This is a genomic window from Pseudomonadota bacterium, from assembly GCA_039033415.1.
Classification (GTDB): domain Bacteria; phylum Pseudomonadota; class Gammaproteobacteria; order Xanthomonadales; family SZUA-38; genus JANQOZ01.
The window spans coordinates 1-16,714 of the sequence record JBCCCR010000055.1 but is presented as its reverse complement, the minus strand read 5'-3'; the positions used below and the strand labels follow the sequence as shown (position 1 = coordinate 16,714).

The window sequence follows — 16,714 nt, the reverse complement described above, 5'->3', positions numbered from 1 at the left end:
TTGCGAGCTTCCGGAGGGCGTTGAGATGGTGATGCCGGGAGACAACGTGCAGATGAAGGTTGAGCTGATCGCGCCGATCGCGATGGAAGACGGCCTTCGCTTTGCGATCCGCGAAGGCGGACGCACGGTCGGCGCCGGCGTGGTCGCGAAAATTATCGAGTAAACCATTTGACTGTCGAGTCGTAAGGCAGGCTTTGATGGCAGACGGGCGTCCAGAGTGGCGCCCAGCTGCAGGCGAGTAGCTCAACTGGCAGAGCAGCGGTCTCCAAAACCGCAGGTTGGGGGTTCGAGTCCCTCCTCGCCTGCCACCTTCATCAAAGCGCCACACGACCGACCGGACAATCAGCATTAATGAACGCAAAAGTTGAACCACAATCCTCGGCGATGGACCCGCTGAAATGGATTGCCGCTCTGGCCATCGTGGCCGGCGGTGTCTATGGGTTCTACGCGCTGGAAGCGCAGGTGCTTACGCCGGTCCGTGTTGTCGGTCTGCTGCTGACGATTGGGCTGGCGCTGTTTGTCGCCGCGCTGACGACCAAAGGTCGGTCATTCCTGGCCTTTATGCGCGAGGCCAACATCGAGCGGCAGAAGGTTGTGTGGCCGACCCGCAACGAAACGCTGCAAACCACGCTCGCCGTGGTGGTTGTGGTGATCCTGGTGGGTCTACTGATCTGGCTGCTGGATTGGGTCTTCGGAGGGCTGGTTAGCCTGCTGGTGGGATGACGATGTCTGAGAAGCGATGGTACGTGGTTCACGCTTACTCTGGTTTTGAGCACCAGGTGAAGCGCTCGCTGGAAGAGCGCATTGCGCGCGCCGGCATGGAAGAAAAGTTTGGCGACATTCTTGTGCCTACCGAAGAGGTGGTCGAGATGCGCGCCGGCCAGAAGCGCCGCAGCGAGCGGAAGTTCTTCCCGGGTTATGTGCTGGTGCAGATGGACCTGGATGACGACAGCTGGCACCTGGTCAAAGACGTGCCAAAGGTGATGGGTTTTATCGGCGGTACCGCGGATCGACCTGCGCCGATCACTGATCGGGAAGCCGATCAGATCCTGCAGCGTGTGCAGGAGGGCGTCGACAAGCCGCGGCCGAAGGTGCTGTTTGAAGCGGGTGAGATGGTGCGCGTCATCGACGGGCCGTTCAACGACTTCAACGGCGTCGTCGAGGAAGTGAACTATGAAAAGTCCCGCCTGCGTGTGGCGGTGCTGATTTTCGGCCGGTCGACGCCGGTCGAGCTGGAATTTGCCCAGGTCGAAAAGGGCTGAGTGGCCTCCAGGCTCGTCATGGCGGGTGCGGCGGCTGAACAAAAAACTGCGGGGAGCTGGATCACAGGTTGATCGGCGCTTGAACCCGAGGAGATAAACAATGGCAAAGAAAGTACAGGCTTACATCAAGCTGCAGGTACCGGCCGGCCAGGCTAACCCGAGCCCACCCGTGGGTCCGGCGCTGGGTCAGCACGGTGTCAACATCATGGAATTCTGCAAGGCCTTCAACGCTGCGACGCAGAGTGTCGAGCCAGGTCTGCCGATTCCCGTGGTGATCACGGTCTACGCCGACCGCAGCTTTACTTACATCACAAAGACGGTCCCGGCGTCGGTGCTGCTGCGCAAAGCCGCGGGCATTCCCAAAGGCAGCGGTGAGCCCAACACCAAAAAAGTTGGCAAGGTCACGCGCGCCCAGCTGGAAGAGATCGCCAAGGCCAAAGAGCCGGATCTGACGGCAGCTGACATGGACGCGGCGGTTCGCACCATCGCTGGCAGCGCGCGCAGCATGGGGCTGGAAGTGGAGGGTGTCGTCTGATGGCCCGCATCGGCAAGCGACTGCGCGCGATCGCAGAAAAAATTGAAGCCCGGCCCTATGAGTTGGCCGAAGCGCTCAACCTCCTAAAAGAGGTCTCCAGCGTGAAGTTTAAGGAGTCGGTGGATGTGGCTGTGCGCCTCGGCGTTGATCCGAAGCGGTCCGACCAGCAGGTTCGCGGCTCCACGGTGCTGCCGAAAGGCACTGGTAAAGACGTCCGCGTGGCGGTTTTTGCTCAGGGCGAGAACGCTGAAAAGGCCAAAGCAGCCGGCGCCGACGTGGTTGGGTTCGAAGACCTGGCCGAGCAGATCCAAAAGGGTGATCTGAACTTCGACACGGTCATCGCCACGCCTGACGCCATGCGTGTGGTCGGCAAGCTGGGTCAGATTCTGGGTCCGCGTGGCCTGATGCCGAATCCCAAGGTCGGGACAGTCTCACCGGATGTTGAGGGAGCGGTCAAGAACGCCAAGGCGGGTCAGGTCCGGTATCGGACCGACAAAGCCGGGATCATTCACTGCACCATCGGCAAGGTGGACTTCGAAGCAGCGGATCTCGAGACCAACCTGCGGGCGCTGCTGGCTGACCTGGTCAAGGCCAAGCCGGCTGCCGCCAAAGGGCAGTACATGCGCAAGGTGGCGGTTTCCACCACCATGGGGCCCGGCATTGTGGTTGAGCACTCTGGCCTGGTTTAAGGACACGAAGAGAGAATTTTAAGAATTTGAAGGAGCAGGGGGTCAGCGATGATCGCCTGCCCCGTCAAAGACCGCAGGTGGGCACTACGGATAGCCGCCCCCAAATGTCTCCCGGACGGGAGGTGGCCTGCGCAGACGGTGAATCCTTTCCCCAAAGCGGTTTGCGGCGGGCGGGGCACCGTAAACAACTGGAGGTATGCAATGGCGCTCAATTTTGAGCAAAAAAAGAAAGTAGTCGCCGAAGTTGCAGCAGTTGCTGCTGACGCGCTGTCTGCTGTTGCTGCTGAGTATCGGGGATTGACCGTGGAACAGATGACTTCCCTGCGCGATCAGGCGCGGAAAGAAGGCGTCTACCTGCGGGTCGCTAAGAACACCCTGGTGCGCCGAGCGGTGGAAGGCACCTCATTTGAGTGCATCAAAGAGGAGCTCACCGGTCCCCTGCTGTTTGCTTTTTCGCAGGAAGACCCGGGTTCCGCCGCACGTCTGGTGAAGGACTTTGCCAAGGACAACGACCAGCTGGTGACGAAGTTTGTCTCCATCGATGGTCAGCTCCTCGGCAGCGAAGGTCTGGGTCAGCTGGCATCACTGCCGACCCTGGATCAGGCGCGGGCCCAGCTGTTGGGTCTGATGAAAGCGCCTGCCGAGAAGTTTGTTCGGACCATCGCAGAGCCCCAAGCCCAGCTGGTGCGAGTACTCGCAGCTTACAAAGACAAGCAGGAAGCCGCTTAACAGCCGCTTCGGTAAACCGTTTTGGAAATTTGATTTAGTTAGGAGTTTTATCCAATGGCAGTTTCACGAGAAGAGATCAAAGAAGCTCTCAGCCAGATGCCCGTGATGGACCTGGTTGGTCTGATTGGCGAGCTGGAAGAAGAGTGGGGTGTGTCTGCGGCAGCGCCGGTAGCGGTTGCTGCGGGTCCGGCAGCAGGCGGCGAAGCCGCGGCAGCTGAAGAGAAGACCGAGTTTGACGTTGTTCTCGCCAGCTTCGGCGACAACAAGGTCGCCGTCATTAAGGCGGTTCGCGGAATCACCGGCCTGGGCCTCAAAGAAGCCAAGGATCTGGTTGAGGGCGCCCCGGCAGCCGTCAAAGAAGGTGTCAACAAAGACGAAGCTGGAGAAATCCAGAAGCAGCTCGAAGAAGCTGGCGCCAAGGTCGAAGTCAAGTAATCGACCTTCCGGCCCAAGCCGATGCGAGACACCGCGGCTGGGAGCGTATTTCGCTCCCGGCCTTTTCCCGTTTGGGAAGGGGCAAAAACGCCGCGCACAGAGTCTTGACGACTCTTGTAAATACTTAAGCAGACTCAAACGAGTAGCAGGTACTGAAACATGTATTCATTCACCGAACGTAAGCGAATTCGAAAAGACTTTGGTAAGCAGGCGGAAGTGCGGCGTATCCCGTTTCTGCTGTCTACCCAGATCGATTCGTATGCCCAGTTTCTGCAGGTCGGTGCGTCCGAGGCGGTGCTGGCCGAATGGCAGCGACGCGGTCGCAACATGTCCGACGAGCAGCTCGACACGCTGATCGGTGAACACCTGAACAATCGGGGCCTGCACGCGGCCCTGAGCTCCGTGTTCCCGATTGTCAGCTACTCCGGTAACGCTGAGCTCCAGTATCTGTTTTATTACATCGGCGAGCCGCCGTTTGACGTCAAAGAATGTAAGCTGCGAGGCCTATCTTACGGGGCCCCGCTGCGCGTGCTCGTCCGCCTGGTCATTTACGACAAGGAAAGCAAGACCAAGAAAATCAAAGAGGTGCGGGAGCAGGAGGTCTACATGGGCGAGCTGCCCCTGATGACCGACACCGGCACCTTCATCGTGAACGGCACCGAGCGCGTGATCGTGTCTCAGCTGCACCGTTCACCGGGCGTGTTTTTTGACCACGACAAGGGCAAGACGCACTCTTCCGGAAAGCTCCTTTATTCCGCGCGGGTGATCCCCTACCGTGGTTCGTGGCTCGACTTCGAGTTCGACCCCAAAGACTGCATCTTCACCCGGATCGATCGCCGTCGAAAGCTGCCGGTGACCATCCTGCTGCGGGCGCTGGGTCTGGACAATGAGCAGATTCTCGACACGTTCTTCGACACCAACGAATTCAAGCTGCAGAAAGAGGGCGCCGAGCTCAAGCTGATTCCGGAGCGCCTACGCGGTGAGACCGCCTCCTTCGAAATCAAGGTGGGCCGCAAGGTTGTCGTCGAGCAGGGCCGCCGCATCACCGCGCGCCACGTGCGCGAGCTGGCCAAAGCTGACATCGACAAGCTGCACGTGCCGGACGAGTACCTCGTCGGCCGCGTGCTGGCGCACAACGTCGTGGACAAGGAAAGCGGTGAGCTGCTGGCCCAGGCCAACGACGAGCTGACCGAAGAGCAAATTCAGGCGCTGCGCGACGCTGGTGTCAAGGAGATCCGCGTCCTCTACGTTAACGATTTGGATCGCGGGCCTTATCTGTCCAGCACGCTGCGCATCGACCCGACCACCACCGAGCTTGAAGCGCTGGTGGAAATCTATCGGATGATGCGACCGGGTGAGCCGCCGACCAAAGAGGCGGCGCAAAACCTGTTTAACAACCTGTTTTTCACCGCCGAGCGCTACGACCTGTCGGCGGTCGGTCGGATGAAGTTCAACCGCCGCGTCGGCCGGTCGGAGATTGTCGGTGAAGGCATCCTCGGCAGCCAGGATATTTTTGACGTACTGCGGGTGCTGATCGACATCCGCAACGGGAATGGCTCGGTCGACGATATCGACCACCTGGGCAACCGGCGGGTTCGAAGCGTCGGCGAGATGGCGGAGAATGTTTTCCGCGTGGGTCTGGTGCGCGTCGAGCGGGCCGTGAAAGAGCGCCTGTCGCTGGCCGAGTCTGAGGGCCTGACGCCGCAGGAGCTGATCAACGCCAAGCCGGTGGCGGCCGCGGTCAAGGAGTTCTTTGGCTCCTCGCAGCTGTCCCAGTTTATGGACCAAAACAACCCGCTGTCGGAAGTCACCCACAAGCGGCGCGTTTCGGCGCTAGGCCCTGGCGGCCTGACGCGCGAGCGGGCCGGCTTTGAGGTGCGGGACGTGCACCCGACGCACTACGGTCGCGTGTGCCCGATCGAGACGCCGGAAGGCCCGAACATCGGTCTGATCAACTCGCTGGCAGTCTACGCCCGCACCAACGATTACGGTTTCCTCGAGACGCCGTATCGTAAGGTGGTGGACGGCAAGGTCACCGACGAGGTCGAGTACCTGTCGGCGATCGAGGAAGGCGAGTACGTGGTCGCGCAGGCCAACTCGAAGCTGAAGAAAGACGGCAGCTTCACCGATGAGTTTGTGCCGTGCCGCCACCAGGGTGAATTCACCGTCAAAACCAAGGCGGAGATGCAGTACATGGACGTGTCGCCGAAGCAGATTGTTTCGGTGGCCGCCTCGCTGGTGCCCTTCCTGGAACACGATGATGCGAACCGCGCCCTCATGGGGTCCAACATGCAGCGCCAGGCGGTGCCGACGCTGCGCGCCGACAAGCCGCTGGTGGGAACCGGCATGGAGCGGGTTGTGGCCACCGATTCGGGTGTCACCGTGGTCGCCAAGCGCGGCGGCGTGGTGCACGCGGTGGACGCAGGCCGGATTGTAATCCGGGTCAACCAGGAGGAAGTCGGTCCGAACGACCCCGGTGTCGACATCTACAACCTGACAAAGTATCAGCGATCCAACCAGAACACCTGCATCAACCAACGGCCGCTGGTGCGGCCAGGTGACCTGATCAGCGCCGACGACGTGCTGGCGGACGGTCCCTCGACCGACCTCGGCGAGCTGGCGCTGGGCCAGAACATGCTGGTCGCGTTTATGCCCTGGAACGGTTACAACTTTGAGGACTCGATTCTTATCTCCGAGCGGGTGGTTCAGGAAGATCGCTTCACGACCATCCACATCGAAGAGCTGTCTTGTGTCGCCCGCGACACCAAGCTCGGGCCGGAGGAGATCACCGCGGATATTCCGAACGTGGGTGAACACGCGCTGGCCAAGCTGGATGAATCGGGCATCGTCTTCATCGGTGCTGAGGTCAAGGCGGGCGATATTCTGGTGGGCAAGGTCACGCCGAAAGGTGAGACCCAGCTGACGCCGGAAGAAAAGCTGCTGCGCGCGATCTTTGGCGAAAAGGCTTCCGACGTGAAGGACTCCTCGCTGCGGGTTCCGCCCGGCATGGACGGCACCGTGATCGACGTGCAGGTCTTCACCCGCGATGGCGTGGAGAAAGACAAGCGCGCCATCCAGATCGAAACCGAGGAGCTGAAGTCGGTCCGAAAGGATCTGGACGATCAGTACCGGATTCTTGAGGCCGCCATCTGCAACCGCCTCGAAGGGCTGCTGGACGGCAAGATTGCCGACAAAGGACCGGGCCTCAAGAAAGGCGCTAAGGTCACCCAGGCCTATCTCGCCGAACTGCCCCGCGAGGACTGGTTCAAGCTGCGCATGCGCAACGCTGAGGTCCAGGAGCAGCTGGAGCAGGCGGCCGAGCAGATCGCCAAGCAGCACGAGCAGTTCGACGCCCGCTTCGAAGAGAAGAAGCGCAAGATCACCGCCGGTGACGATCTGGCGCCGGGCGTGCTGAAGATGGTGAAGGTCTATCTGGCCGTGAAGCGTCGTATCCAGCCGGGTGACAAGATGGCGGGTCGGCACGGCAACAAGGGCGTGATCTCCATGATCGTTCCGGTGGAGGACATGCCTTATACGGAAGAGGGTGAGCCGGTAGATATCGTGCTCAACCCGCTGGGTGTTCCGTCCCGCATGAACATCGGGCAGGTGCTTGAGACCCACCTGGGATGGGCTGCACGAGGGTTAGGGCGTCAGATCCAGAAGATGCTGGACGAGCAAAAGACGACCAACCAGCTCAAGAAGTTCATCGAGTCGATCTACAACTCGGACATGACCGGGCGCGTCAGCCTCGGTGACTTCTCCGAAGAGCAGATCCACGAGCTGGCCAAAAACCTGAGTAAGGGTGTGCCGATGGCGACACCGGTCTTCGACGGCGCCGCCGAAAAGGAGATCGACAAGCTGCTGGAGCTGGCAGACCTGCCGGCCTCTGGGCAGACAACCCTGATCGACGGCCGAACGGGTGACGCGTTCGACCGGCCGGTGACCGTGGGCTACATGTATATGCTGAAGCTCAACCACCTGGTCGACGACAAGATGCACGCCCGTTCAACCGGCCCGTACAGCCTCGTCACCCAGCAGCCGCTGGGCGGTAAGGCGCAGTTCGGCGGTCAGCGGTTCGGTGAGATGGAGGTCTGGGCGCTGGAAGCGTACGGGGCTGCCTACACCCTGCAGGAAATGCTGACGGTCAAGTCGGACGACGTGGCAGGACGAAACCAGATGTACAAAAATATCGTCGACGGCGACCACCACATGGTGGCGGGTATGCCCGAGTCGTTTAACGTGCTGGTGAAGGAAATTCGCTCGCTTGGTATCAACATCGAGCTGGACGAAGACTAAGAGGCCGCTTGCGGTCCAAAGGAGAGATACAGAGTGAAAGATCTTCTCAATCTGTTCAATCAACAGCGGCAGCCGGTGGACTTCGAAGCCATCCGGATTGGTTTGGCTTCACCGGAGATGATCCGGTCCTGGTCTTACGGCGAGGTGAAGAAGCCGGAAACCATTAACTACCGTACCTTCAAACCGGAACGTGACGGCCTGTTCTGCGCGGCAATCTTTGGCCCGGTCAAAGACTACGAGTGCCTCTGCGGCAAGTACAAGCGCATGAAGCATCGCGGCGTGGTGTGCGAGAAGTGCGGCACCGAGGTGACCCTGACCAAGGTTCGCCGCGAGCGCATGGGCCACATCGAGCTGGCCTCACCCGTCGCCCACATCTGGTTCCTCAAGTCGCTGCCGTCGCGCATCGGCCTGATGATGGACATGACGCTCCGCGAGATCGAGCGCATCCTCTACTTCGAGTCATTTGTGGTCATCGATCCCGGCATGACGCCGCTGGAAACCGGTTCGCTCCTCACCGACGAGCAGTACCTGGAAGCGATGGAAGAGTACGGAGACGAGTTCGACGCGCGCATGGGCGCCGAGGCGGTCTACGAATTGCTCAAGCACATCGACCTGAACGGCGAGCTGCTGAAGCTGCGCGAAGAGATTGCCGCGACGAATTCTGAGACCAAGCTGAAGCGCCTGTCCAAGCGCATCAAGCTGGTTGAGGCGTTCCTCGATTCCGGCAACCGGCCAGAGAACATGGTCATGACCGTGCTGCCGGTCCTGCCGCCGGACCTGCGTCCGCTGGTGCCGCTGGACGGTGGCCGCTTTGCGACCTCCGACCTGAACGACCTGTATCGCCGGGTGATCAACCGCAACAACCGCCTGAAGCGTCTGCTGGAGCTCAACGCGCCGGACATCATCGTGCGCAACGAGAAGCGCATGCTGCAGGAAGCGGTCGACGCGCTGCTGGACAACGGCCGCCGCGGCCGGGCCATCACCGGCACCAACAAGCGCCCGCTAAAGTCGCTGGCCGACATGATCAAAGGCAAGCAGGGCCGGTTCCGTCAGAACCTGCTCGGCAAGCGGGTGGACTATTCCGGTCGTTCCGTGATCGTGGTGGGTCCGACGCTGCGTCTGCACCAGTGTGGTATTCCGAAGAAGATGGCGCTTGAGCTGTTCAAGCCATTTATCTTCTCCAAGCTGCAGCGACGCGGACTGGCCACCACCATCAAGGCAGCCAAGAAGCTGGTTGAGCGCGAGAGCGCTGAGGTCTGGGACATCCTGGAAGAGGTGATCCGCGAGCACCCGATTCTGCTGAACCGGGCGCCGACGCTGCACCGTCTGGGCATTCAGGCCTTTGAGCCGGTGCTGATCGAAGGTAAAGCGATTCAGCTGCACCCGCTGGTGTGCACCGCGTTCAACGCGGACTTCGACGGCGACCAGATGGCGGTGCACGTCCCGCTGTCGCTGGAAGCACAGCTCGAAGCGCGAGCGCTGATGATGTCAACCAACAACATCCTTTCGCCCGCGAACGGTGACCCGATCATCGTACCGACCCAGGACGTCGTTCTGGGCCTGTACTACATGACCCGGGAGCTGGTGAACGTGCCGGGTGAGGGCATGGTGTTCAGCAACATCGACGAGGTGCACCGCGCATACCAGAACAAGCAGGTGGAGCTGCACGCCAAGGTCAAGGTTCGGATGGATTACCACCGCGACCTGGGTGAAGGCGAAACGGAGGCTCTGACGGGCCTGGTGGAAACCACCGTCGGCCGTTCGCTGCTGGCGGAAATCCTGCCCGAGGGTCTGCCGTTCGATCAGATGAACCAGCCGCTGACCAAGCGCGCCATCTCCAACCTGATCAACGAGTGCTACCGACGCCTCGGCCTGAAGGCCAGCGTGGTCTTCGCCGACCGCCTGATGTACACCGGATTCCACTACGCCACGAAGGCGGGCGTCTCGATCGGTGTGGTCGACCTCAAGGTGCCGGAAGAGAAGAAGAAAATTCTCGACGATGCCGATACCGAAGTGGTGGAGATTCAGGAGCAGTATGCTTCCGGTCTCGTGACCAGCGGCGAGCGCTACAACAAGGTCGTCGACATCTGGTCGCGCACCAACGAGCAGGTGGCGAAAGCCATGATGGACCACCTGGGTACGGACCACGTGGAAGACGCCGAGGGCAACAAGGTGGATCAGCCTTCGATGAACTCGATCTTCATCATGGCCGACTCAGGCGCGCGGGGTTCCGCTGCGCAGATCCGCCAGCTGGCGGGCATGCGGGGCCTGATGGCCAAGCCGGATGGCTCGATCATCGAGACGCCGATCACGGCAAACTTCCGTGAGGGTCTGAACGTACTGCAATACTTCATCTCGACGCACGGCGCCCGGAAGGGTCTGGCCGACACGGCACTGAAGACCGCCAACTCCGGGTATCTGACCCGGCGTCTGGTGGACGTGGCGCAGGACGTAGTTGTCACCGAGCCTGACTGCAAAACCGAAGCCGGTCTCACCATGACGCCGATCGTTGAAGGCGGTGACGTGGTCGAAGCCCTGGCCGATCGCGTGCTGGGTCGCGTGGTTGCTGAGGACACCTGGGCACCTTCGCAGAAAGACGGCGAAGATCCTGCGGTCCCGCGCAACACGCTGCTGGACGAGGCATGGGTGAAAAAACTCGACGAGATGGGCGTAGATTCCATCAAGGTCCGCTCGCCGATCACCTGCGAAACCCGCTTTGGCGTGTGCGCCATGTGCTACGGGCGCGACCTCGCCCGAGGTCACCTGGTGAACCTCGGTGAGTCGATCGGCGTCATCGCGGCTCAGAGTATCGGCGAGCCGGGCACCCAGCTGACCATGCGGACCTTCCACATCGGTGGTGCGGCATCTAGTGCGGCTGCGGTGGACCACGTGGCGGTCAAGTCCAACGGTTCGACCCGCCTGCACAATCTGAAGTTTGTGCAGCACAACGAAGGCCACCTGGTGGCGGTATCCCGCTCCGGCGAGATCTCCGTGATCGACGAGCAGATGCGCGAGAAAGAGCGCTACAAGGTGCCCTACGGCGCGGTGCTCAGCATCAAGGACGGCGACGATGTGACGGCTGGCCAAACCATCGCCAACTGGGATCCGCATACCCATCCGATCGTGACCGAGGTCGCGGGTATCCTGAAATTCACCGATTTTGTTGACGGCGTGACCGTAGACGAGCAGGTGGACGACATCACGGGTCTGCAGAACTTTGTTGTAACCGATCCCAAGACCCGTGGCAGTGCCGGTAAAGACCTGCGGCCGCTGGTGACCCTGGTCGACAAGAAGGGCAAAGAGCTGTGCCTGGCCGACACCGATCTACCGGCGCAGTACTTCCTGCCGGCAGGCGCGATCATCAGCCTGCAGGACGGGGCTGAGGTGGGCGTGGGTGACGTGGTGGCGCGGATTCCGCAGGCCTCCAGCAAAACCCGCGACATCACCGGTGGTCTGCCCCGCGTGGCCGACCTGTTCGAGGCTCGCAAGCCTAAGGAGCAGGCGGTGCTGGCCGAAGCGACCGGTATCGTCAGCTTCGGTAAGGACACCAAAGGCAAGCAGCGGCTGGTAATCACCGATAAGGACGGTGATGCAACGGAAGAGCTGATTCCGAAGTGGCGCAACATCTTAGTGTTCGAAGGTGAACACGTGGAGAAGGGTGAAGTGGTGGTTGACGGTGAGCTCAACCCGCATGACATCCTGCGTTTGCTCGGCGTTGAGGCCCTGGCCGACTACCTGGTGAAGGAAATTCAGGACGTCTACCGACTGCAGGGTGTGAAAATCAACGACAAGCACATCGAGGCGATCATCCGTCAGATGTTGCGTAAGGTGCAGATTTTGGAGTCGGGCGACACCAACATGCTGCGCGGCGAGCAGCTCGAGCGCAATCGCGTGCTGGACAACAACGAAAAGGCCGAGGCCAACGACGAAGCGCCGGCTCGCTACGAGCGGGTGCTGCTGGGGATCACCAAGGCGTCGCTGGCCACGGAGTCGTTCATTTCGGCAGCCTCGTTCCAGGAAACCACGCGGGTGCTTACCGAAGCGTCCGTGCGCGGAACCCGGGACCAGCTGCGCGGCCTGAAGGAAAACGTGATTGTCGGTCGTCTGATCCCTGCCGGAACCGGCTTGGCGTACCACGAGGAGCGTCGCCGCAAGCGTCGCGGCATCAGTGCGGAGCTGGAGGAGATCACCGGCGATATCGGTGCCGAGAGCAGCGAGACGACCGAAGAAACGTCCTGACGCGGGGCGCTAACTCTAGCCATCAGTCTAAAAAGTGGGGCCGCCTCAGGGGCGGCCCTTTTCTTTTTCCTGGACAAAATCCACGTTTCATTGACGAAACTGAAACGTTCGCATAGGCTTTTGATTGTGTCGCCTTGAGGGGCGGCCGGGTGCCAGGGAAAACGCCTTGACACCCCAATCCGATGTCACTAGAATTCCCGCTCTTTCGACAGGCAGGGGCCACCCCTGCCTGTCGTTGTTTTCTGAAGGCAATAAAAGTATGTCCACCATCAACCAGCTGGTGCGGAAGCCGCGCAAGCCGAAAATGTACAAAAGCAACGTGCCGGCCCTGGAAGCCTGCCCGCAGCGCCGTGGCGTGTGCACCCGCGTGTACACCACCACGCCGAAGAAGCCGAACTCGGCGCTTCGTAAGGTCGCTCGCGTACGCCTGACCAACGGTTTCGAAGTCACCAGCTATATCGGTGGCGAAGGTCATAACCTGCAGGAGCACTCGGTGGTGCTGATCCGCGGCGGTCGTGTGAAGGATCTGCCCGGCGTGCGCTACCACGTGGTTCGCGGCAGCCTCGACACGGCAGGCGTGTCAGACCGGAAGCAGGCGCGATCCAAGTACGGAACCAAGCGGCCTAAGGGCTGATCCCCGCCCTCGCGCGCGGCGTTTAAGAAAATCAGAGAAAACATCGATGTCCCGAAAAAAAGGCAACTACCAGCGAGAACTGCTGCCCGATCCGAAGCACAGCAGTGAGATGATCGCCCGCTTCATCAACATGGTGATGCGCAGCGGCAAAAAATCTGTGGCGGAGCGCATTGTGTATGGCGCGCTCGATCAGATTTCGTCTCGTAGCGTTGAGGATCCGATCGAGCTCGTGGAGAAAGCGCTCGAGAATGTGCGCCCCGTGGTAGAGGTAAAGTCCCGCCGTGTCGGTGGTGCCACCTACCAGGTGCCTGTGGAGGTTCGTCCGAATCGCCGTAACGCGCTGGCCATGCGCTGGGTCATCGACGCGGCGCGCAAGCGCGGCGAACCCAATATGCCCCGCAAGCTGGCGGGCGAACTGCTGGACGCCGCTGAGCAGCGCGGCGCCGCAATCAAGAAGCGCGAAGAAACGCACCGAATGGCGGAAGCCAACAAGGCCTTCTCTCACTACCGCTGGTAGATGAGATTGCAGGCCCTTTAACAAGGTAAATCAGGAAAAGACCGTGGCTCGTAAAACCCCTCTCAATCGTTATCGCAACATTGGCATCATGGCTCACATCGATGCTGGCAAGACGACGACGACTGAACGCATCCTGTTCTACACCGGCGTCTCCCACAAGATTGGTGAGGTGCATGACGGTAATGCCACCATGGACTGGATGGAGCAGGAGCAGGAGCGGGGCATCACCATTACCTCCGCGGCGACCACCTGCTTCTGGCGAGGCATGGACCAGGATTGGCCCGAGTACCGAATCAATATCATCGACACCCCCGGCCACGTGGACTTCACCATTGAGGTGGAGCGTTCGCTGCGCGTCCTTGACGGCGCCGTAGCCGTGTTCTGCGCGGTTGGTGGCGTGGAGCCTCAGTCTGAGACCGTGTGGCGTCAGGCTTCCAAGTATCAGGTTCCGCGCATGGCGTTCATCAACAAGATGGACCGCGCCGGCGCGAACTTCGAGCGAGTGGTAGACCAGATCAAAGAGCGTCTGGGCGCTAACGCCGTGCCTGTCCAGCTGCCGATCGGTGCCGAGGACGGCTTCGAAGGTGTCATCGACCTCATCAAGATGAAGGCGATCCACTGGAACCCGGACGACATGGGCGTCACCTACGAAGAGCGCGACATTCCCGCTGAGCTTCAGGATGCGGCGGAAGCAGCGCGTGAGGTGATGGTGGAGGCCGCGGCTGAAAGCACCGATGACCTGATGGAAAAGTATCTGGAAGATGGTGAGCTGACCGACGAGGAGATCCGTGAGGGTATCCGCGCCGGGACGATTGCCAACTCTCTGGTTCCCGTGATGTGCGGTACGGCGTTTAAGAACAAAGGCGTGCAGGCGATGCTGGACGCGGTCATTCACTACATGCCCGCGCCGCAGGAAGTGCCCGCTATTAAAGGTGTGCTGGAAGACGGAACCGAATCTTCCCGGCCCAGCGACGACGAAGCGCCATTTTCTGCGCTGGCGTTCAAGATTGCGACCGACCCCTATGTCGGCACGTTGACCTTCTTCCGGGTTTACTCCGGCGTGGTGAGCGCGGGCGACTCGGTCTACAACCCGGTCAAGAGCAAGAAGGAGCGGCTAGGCCGCATCCTGCAGATGCACTCGAACTCCCGTGAGGAGATCAAAGAAGTGCGCGCCGGCGATATCGCCGCCGCGGTGGGCCTGAAGGACGTCACGACCGGCGATACGCTGTCCGCGCAGTCCGACATCATCACGCTCGAGCGGATGGAATTTCCGGAGCCGGTGATTGCGGTGGCGGTTGAGCCCAAGACCAAGGCTGACCAGGAAAAGATGGGTGTCGCGCTGAGCAAGCTCGCGCAGGAAGATCCGTCCTTTCGCGTCAGCTCCGACGAAGAATCCGGCCAGACCATTATCGCCGGCATGGGTGAGCTTCACCTCGATATCATTGTCGATCGCATGAAGCGCGAGTTCAGCGTCGAGGCGAACGTCGGGAAGCCGCAGGTTGCCTACCGTGAGTCGTTCAAGCGTCAAGTTGAGGCGGAAGGCAAGTTTGTTCGCCAGTCTGGCGGTCGCGGTCAGTACGGTCACGTGCGGCTGCGCGTTGAGCCGCAGGAACGCGGTGCCGGCTACGAGTTCGTGAATGAAATCGTCGGTGGTGTCGTGCCTCGCGAATACATCTCGTCTGTCGACAAAGGCATTCAAGAGCAGATGGAAAGCGGTGTGCTGGCGGGCTTCCCGGTGGTCGACGTGAAGGTTGCGCTGTACGACGGCTCTTATCACGACGTCGACTCCAACGAGATGGCGTTTAAGATCGCTGGCTCGATGGGTATGAAGGCGGCTGCTCAGGAAGCGGGTATGAACCTGCTCGAGCCGGTCATGAAGGTCGAGGTGGTGTCACCGGAAGACTACATGGGTGACGTGATGGGTGACCTTAACCGTCGCCGCGGCATCGTCCAGGGGATGGAAGAGTCACCGGCCGGCAAGATTGTCCGCGCCAACGTGCCGCTGGCCGAAATGTTCGGCTACGCCACGGATCTGCGGTCCATGTCTCAGGGTCGAGCGACCTACAGCATGGAGTTTGATCACTACGCTGAGGCCCCGTCCAGCGTGGCTGACGCGGTGATCAATCAGGCCTGATCGGCCCCGGATCGACTTGAGTCGACGTTACAACGAATAACACCAAAATACGTTTTTTTGAAAGGTTAAGAGAAAATGGCGAAGGAAAAATTTGAGCGTACAAAGCCACACGTTAACGTCGGGACGATTGGTCACGTAGACCACGGCAAGACGACGCTGACGGCGGCGCTGACGAAGGTGTGTGCTGAGGCACGCGGCGGCGAGGTGAAGGCTTACGATCAGATTGACAACGCGCCGGAAGAGCGAGCGCGGGGTATCACGATTGCGACGGCGCACGTGGAGTACGAGTCTGACTCGCGTCACTACGCGCACGTTGACTGCCCGGGTCACGCGGATTACGTGAAGAACATGATCACGGGTGCGGCGCAGATGGACGGTGCGATCCTGGTGTGTTCGGCCGCGGACGGCCCGATGCCTCAGACGCGCGAGCACATTCTGCTGTCGCGTCAGGTGGGTGTTCCGTACATTCTGGTGTTCCTGAACAAAGCCGACATGGTCGACGACGAGGAGCTGCTGGAACTGGTCGAGATGGAAGTACGCGAGCTGCTGAGCGACTACGACTTCCCGGGCGACGACACGCCGATCGTGACGGGCAGCGCGCTGAAGGCGCTGGAAGGTGACACCTCAGATATTGGTGTGCCGGCGATCCTGAAGCTGATCGAAGAGATGGACGCGTACATTCCGGAGCCGACGCGGGACACGGAAAAGCCGTTCCTGATGCCGATTGAGGACGTGTTCTCGATCTCTGGCCGGGGCACGGTTGTGACGGGCCGGGTTGAGCGGGGCATCATCAAGGTGGGAGAGGAAATCGAGATCGTGGGCATCAAGGCCACGGAGAAGACGACCTGCACCGGTGTTGAGATGTTCCGGAAGCTGCTTGACGAAGGTCAGGCGGGTGACAACGTGGGCGTGCTGCTGCGCGGCACGAAGCGAGACGACGTGGAGCGCGGCCAGGTACTGGCGCATCCGGGCACGATCACGCCGCACACGAAGTTTGAGTGTGAGGTTTATGTGCTGAGCAAGGACGAGGGTGGACGTCACACGCCGTTCTTCAAGGGCTATCGTCCGCAGTTTTACTTCCGCACGACGGACGTGACGGGAGCTTGCGAGCTTCCGGAGGGCGTTGAGATGGTGATGCCGGGAGACAACGTGCAGATGAAGGTTGAGCTGATCGCGCCGATCGCGATGGAAGACGGCCTTCGCTTTGCGATCCGCGAAGGCGGACGCACGGTCGGCGCCGGCGT

13 protein-coding genes and 1 tRNA gene are annotated in these 16,714 nt (G+C 60.8%); all 14 read left to right on the top strand.

The window, feature by feature from the left end:
• Positions 1–163: elongation factor Tu (tuf, locus tag AAF358_26325; GenBank protein MEM7709092.1), on the top strand; the 163-nt coding region annotated here is incomplete at its 5' end.
• Between the two features lie 69 nt (positions 164–232).
• Positions 233–308 (top strand) — tRNA-Trp (locus AAF358_26320).
• 43 nt (positions 309–351) lie between these two features.
• Positions 352–723: a preprotein translocase subunit SecE gene (gene secE / locus AAF358_26315; GenBank protein MEM7709091.1), complete on the top strand. Its 372-nt coding sequence runs from the start codon at positions 352–354 to the stop codon at positions 721–723.
• A 2-nt stretch (positions 724–725) separates the two neighbouring features.
• Positions 726–1,262: a transcription termination/antitermination protein NusG gene (gene nusG / locus AAF358_26310; protein ID MEM7709090.1), complete on the top strand. Its 537-nt coding sequence runs from the start codon at positions 726–728 to the stop codon at positions 1,260–1,262.
• Positions 1,263–1,362: 100 nt separating this feature from the next.
• Positions 1,363–1,797 (top strand): 50S ribosomal protein L11, encoded by a 435-nt coding sequence (rplK, locus tag AAF358_26305; protein MEM7709089.1) that lies wholly within the window; start codon positions 1,363–1,365, stop codon positions 1,795–1,797.
• Positions 1,797–2,486, top strand: a complete 690-nt coding sequence (gene rplA / locus AAF358_26300; GenBank protein ID MEM7709088.1) for a 50S ribosomal protein L1 — start codon at positions 1,797–1,799, stop codon at positions 2,484–2,486. Before rplK ends, rplA begins: the two co-directional genes overlap by 1 nt.
• 201 nt (positions 2,487–2,687) lie before the next feature.
• The gene (gene rplJ, locus AAF358_26295; GenBank protein ID MEM7709087.1) at positions 2,688–3,215 is read left to right on the top strand and encodes a 50S ribosomal protein L10; all 528 of its coding nucleotides are present in this window, start codon (positions 2,688–2,690) and stop codon (positions 3,213–3,215) included.
• A 54-nt stretch (positions 3,216–3,269) separates the two neighbouring features.
• On the top strand, positions 3,270–3,650 hold the full coding sequence (gene rplL, locus AAF358_26290; protein ID MEM7709086.1) for a 50S ribosomal protein L7/L12: 381 nt from the start codon (positions 3,270–3,272) through the stop codon (positions 3,648–3,650).
• A 159-nt stretch (positions 3,651–3,809) separates the two neighbouring features.
• Positions 3,810–7,946, top strand: coding sequence for a DNA-directed RNA polymerase subunit beta (rpoB, locus tag AAF358_26285; protein ID MEM7709085.1), 4,137 nt, complete (start codon positions 3,810–3,812; stop codon positions 7,944–7,946).
• 33 nt (positions 7,947–7,979) lie between these two features.
• Entirely contained in the window at positions 7,980–12,185 is a 4,206-nt protein-coding gene (rpoC, locus tag AAF358_26280) for a DNA-directed RNA polymerase subunit beta' (GenBank protein MEM7709084.1), read from the top strand.
• Positions 12,186–12,444: 259 nt separating this feature from the next.
• Positions 12,445–12,819 (top strand): 30S ribosomal protein S12, encoded by a 375-nt coding sequence (gene rpsL, locus AAF358_26275; GenBank protein ID MEM7709083.1) that lies wholly within the window; start codon positions 12,445–12,447, stop codon positions 12,817–12,819.
• A 46-nt stretch (positions 12,820–12,865) separates the two neighbouring features.
• A complete protein-coding gene (gene rpsG / locus AAF358_26270; GenBank protein MEM7709082.1) occupies positions 12,866–13,336 on the top strand; it encodes a 30S ribosomal protein S7 in 471 nt (156 codons plus the stop codon).
• Between the two features lie 43 nt (positions 13,337–13,379).
• On the top strand, positions 13,380–15,470 hold the full coding sequence (fusA, locus tag AAF358_26265; GenBank protein ID MEM7709081.1) for an elongation factor G: 2,091 nt from the start codon (positions 13,380–13,382) through the stop codon (positions 15,468–15,470).
• A gap of 75 nt (positions 15,471–15,545) precedes the next feature.
• The coding region (gene tuf, locus AAF358_26260) for an elongation factor Tu (protein MEM7709080.1) at positions 15,546–16,714 on the top strand (1,169 nt) is incomplete at its 3' end.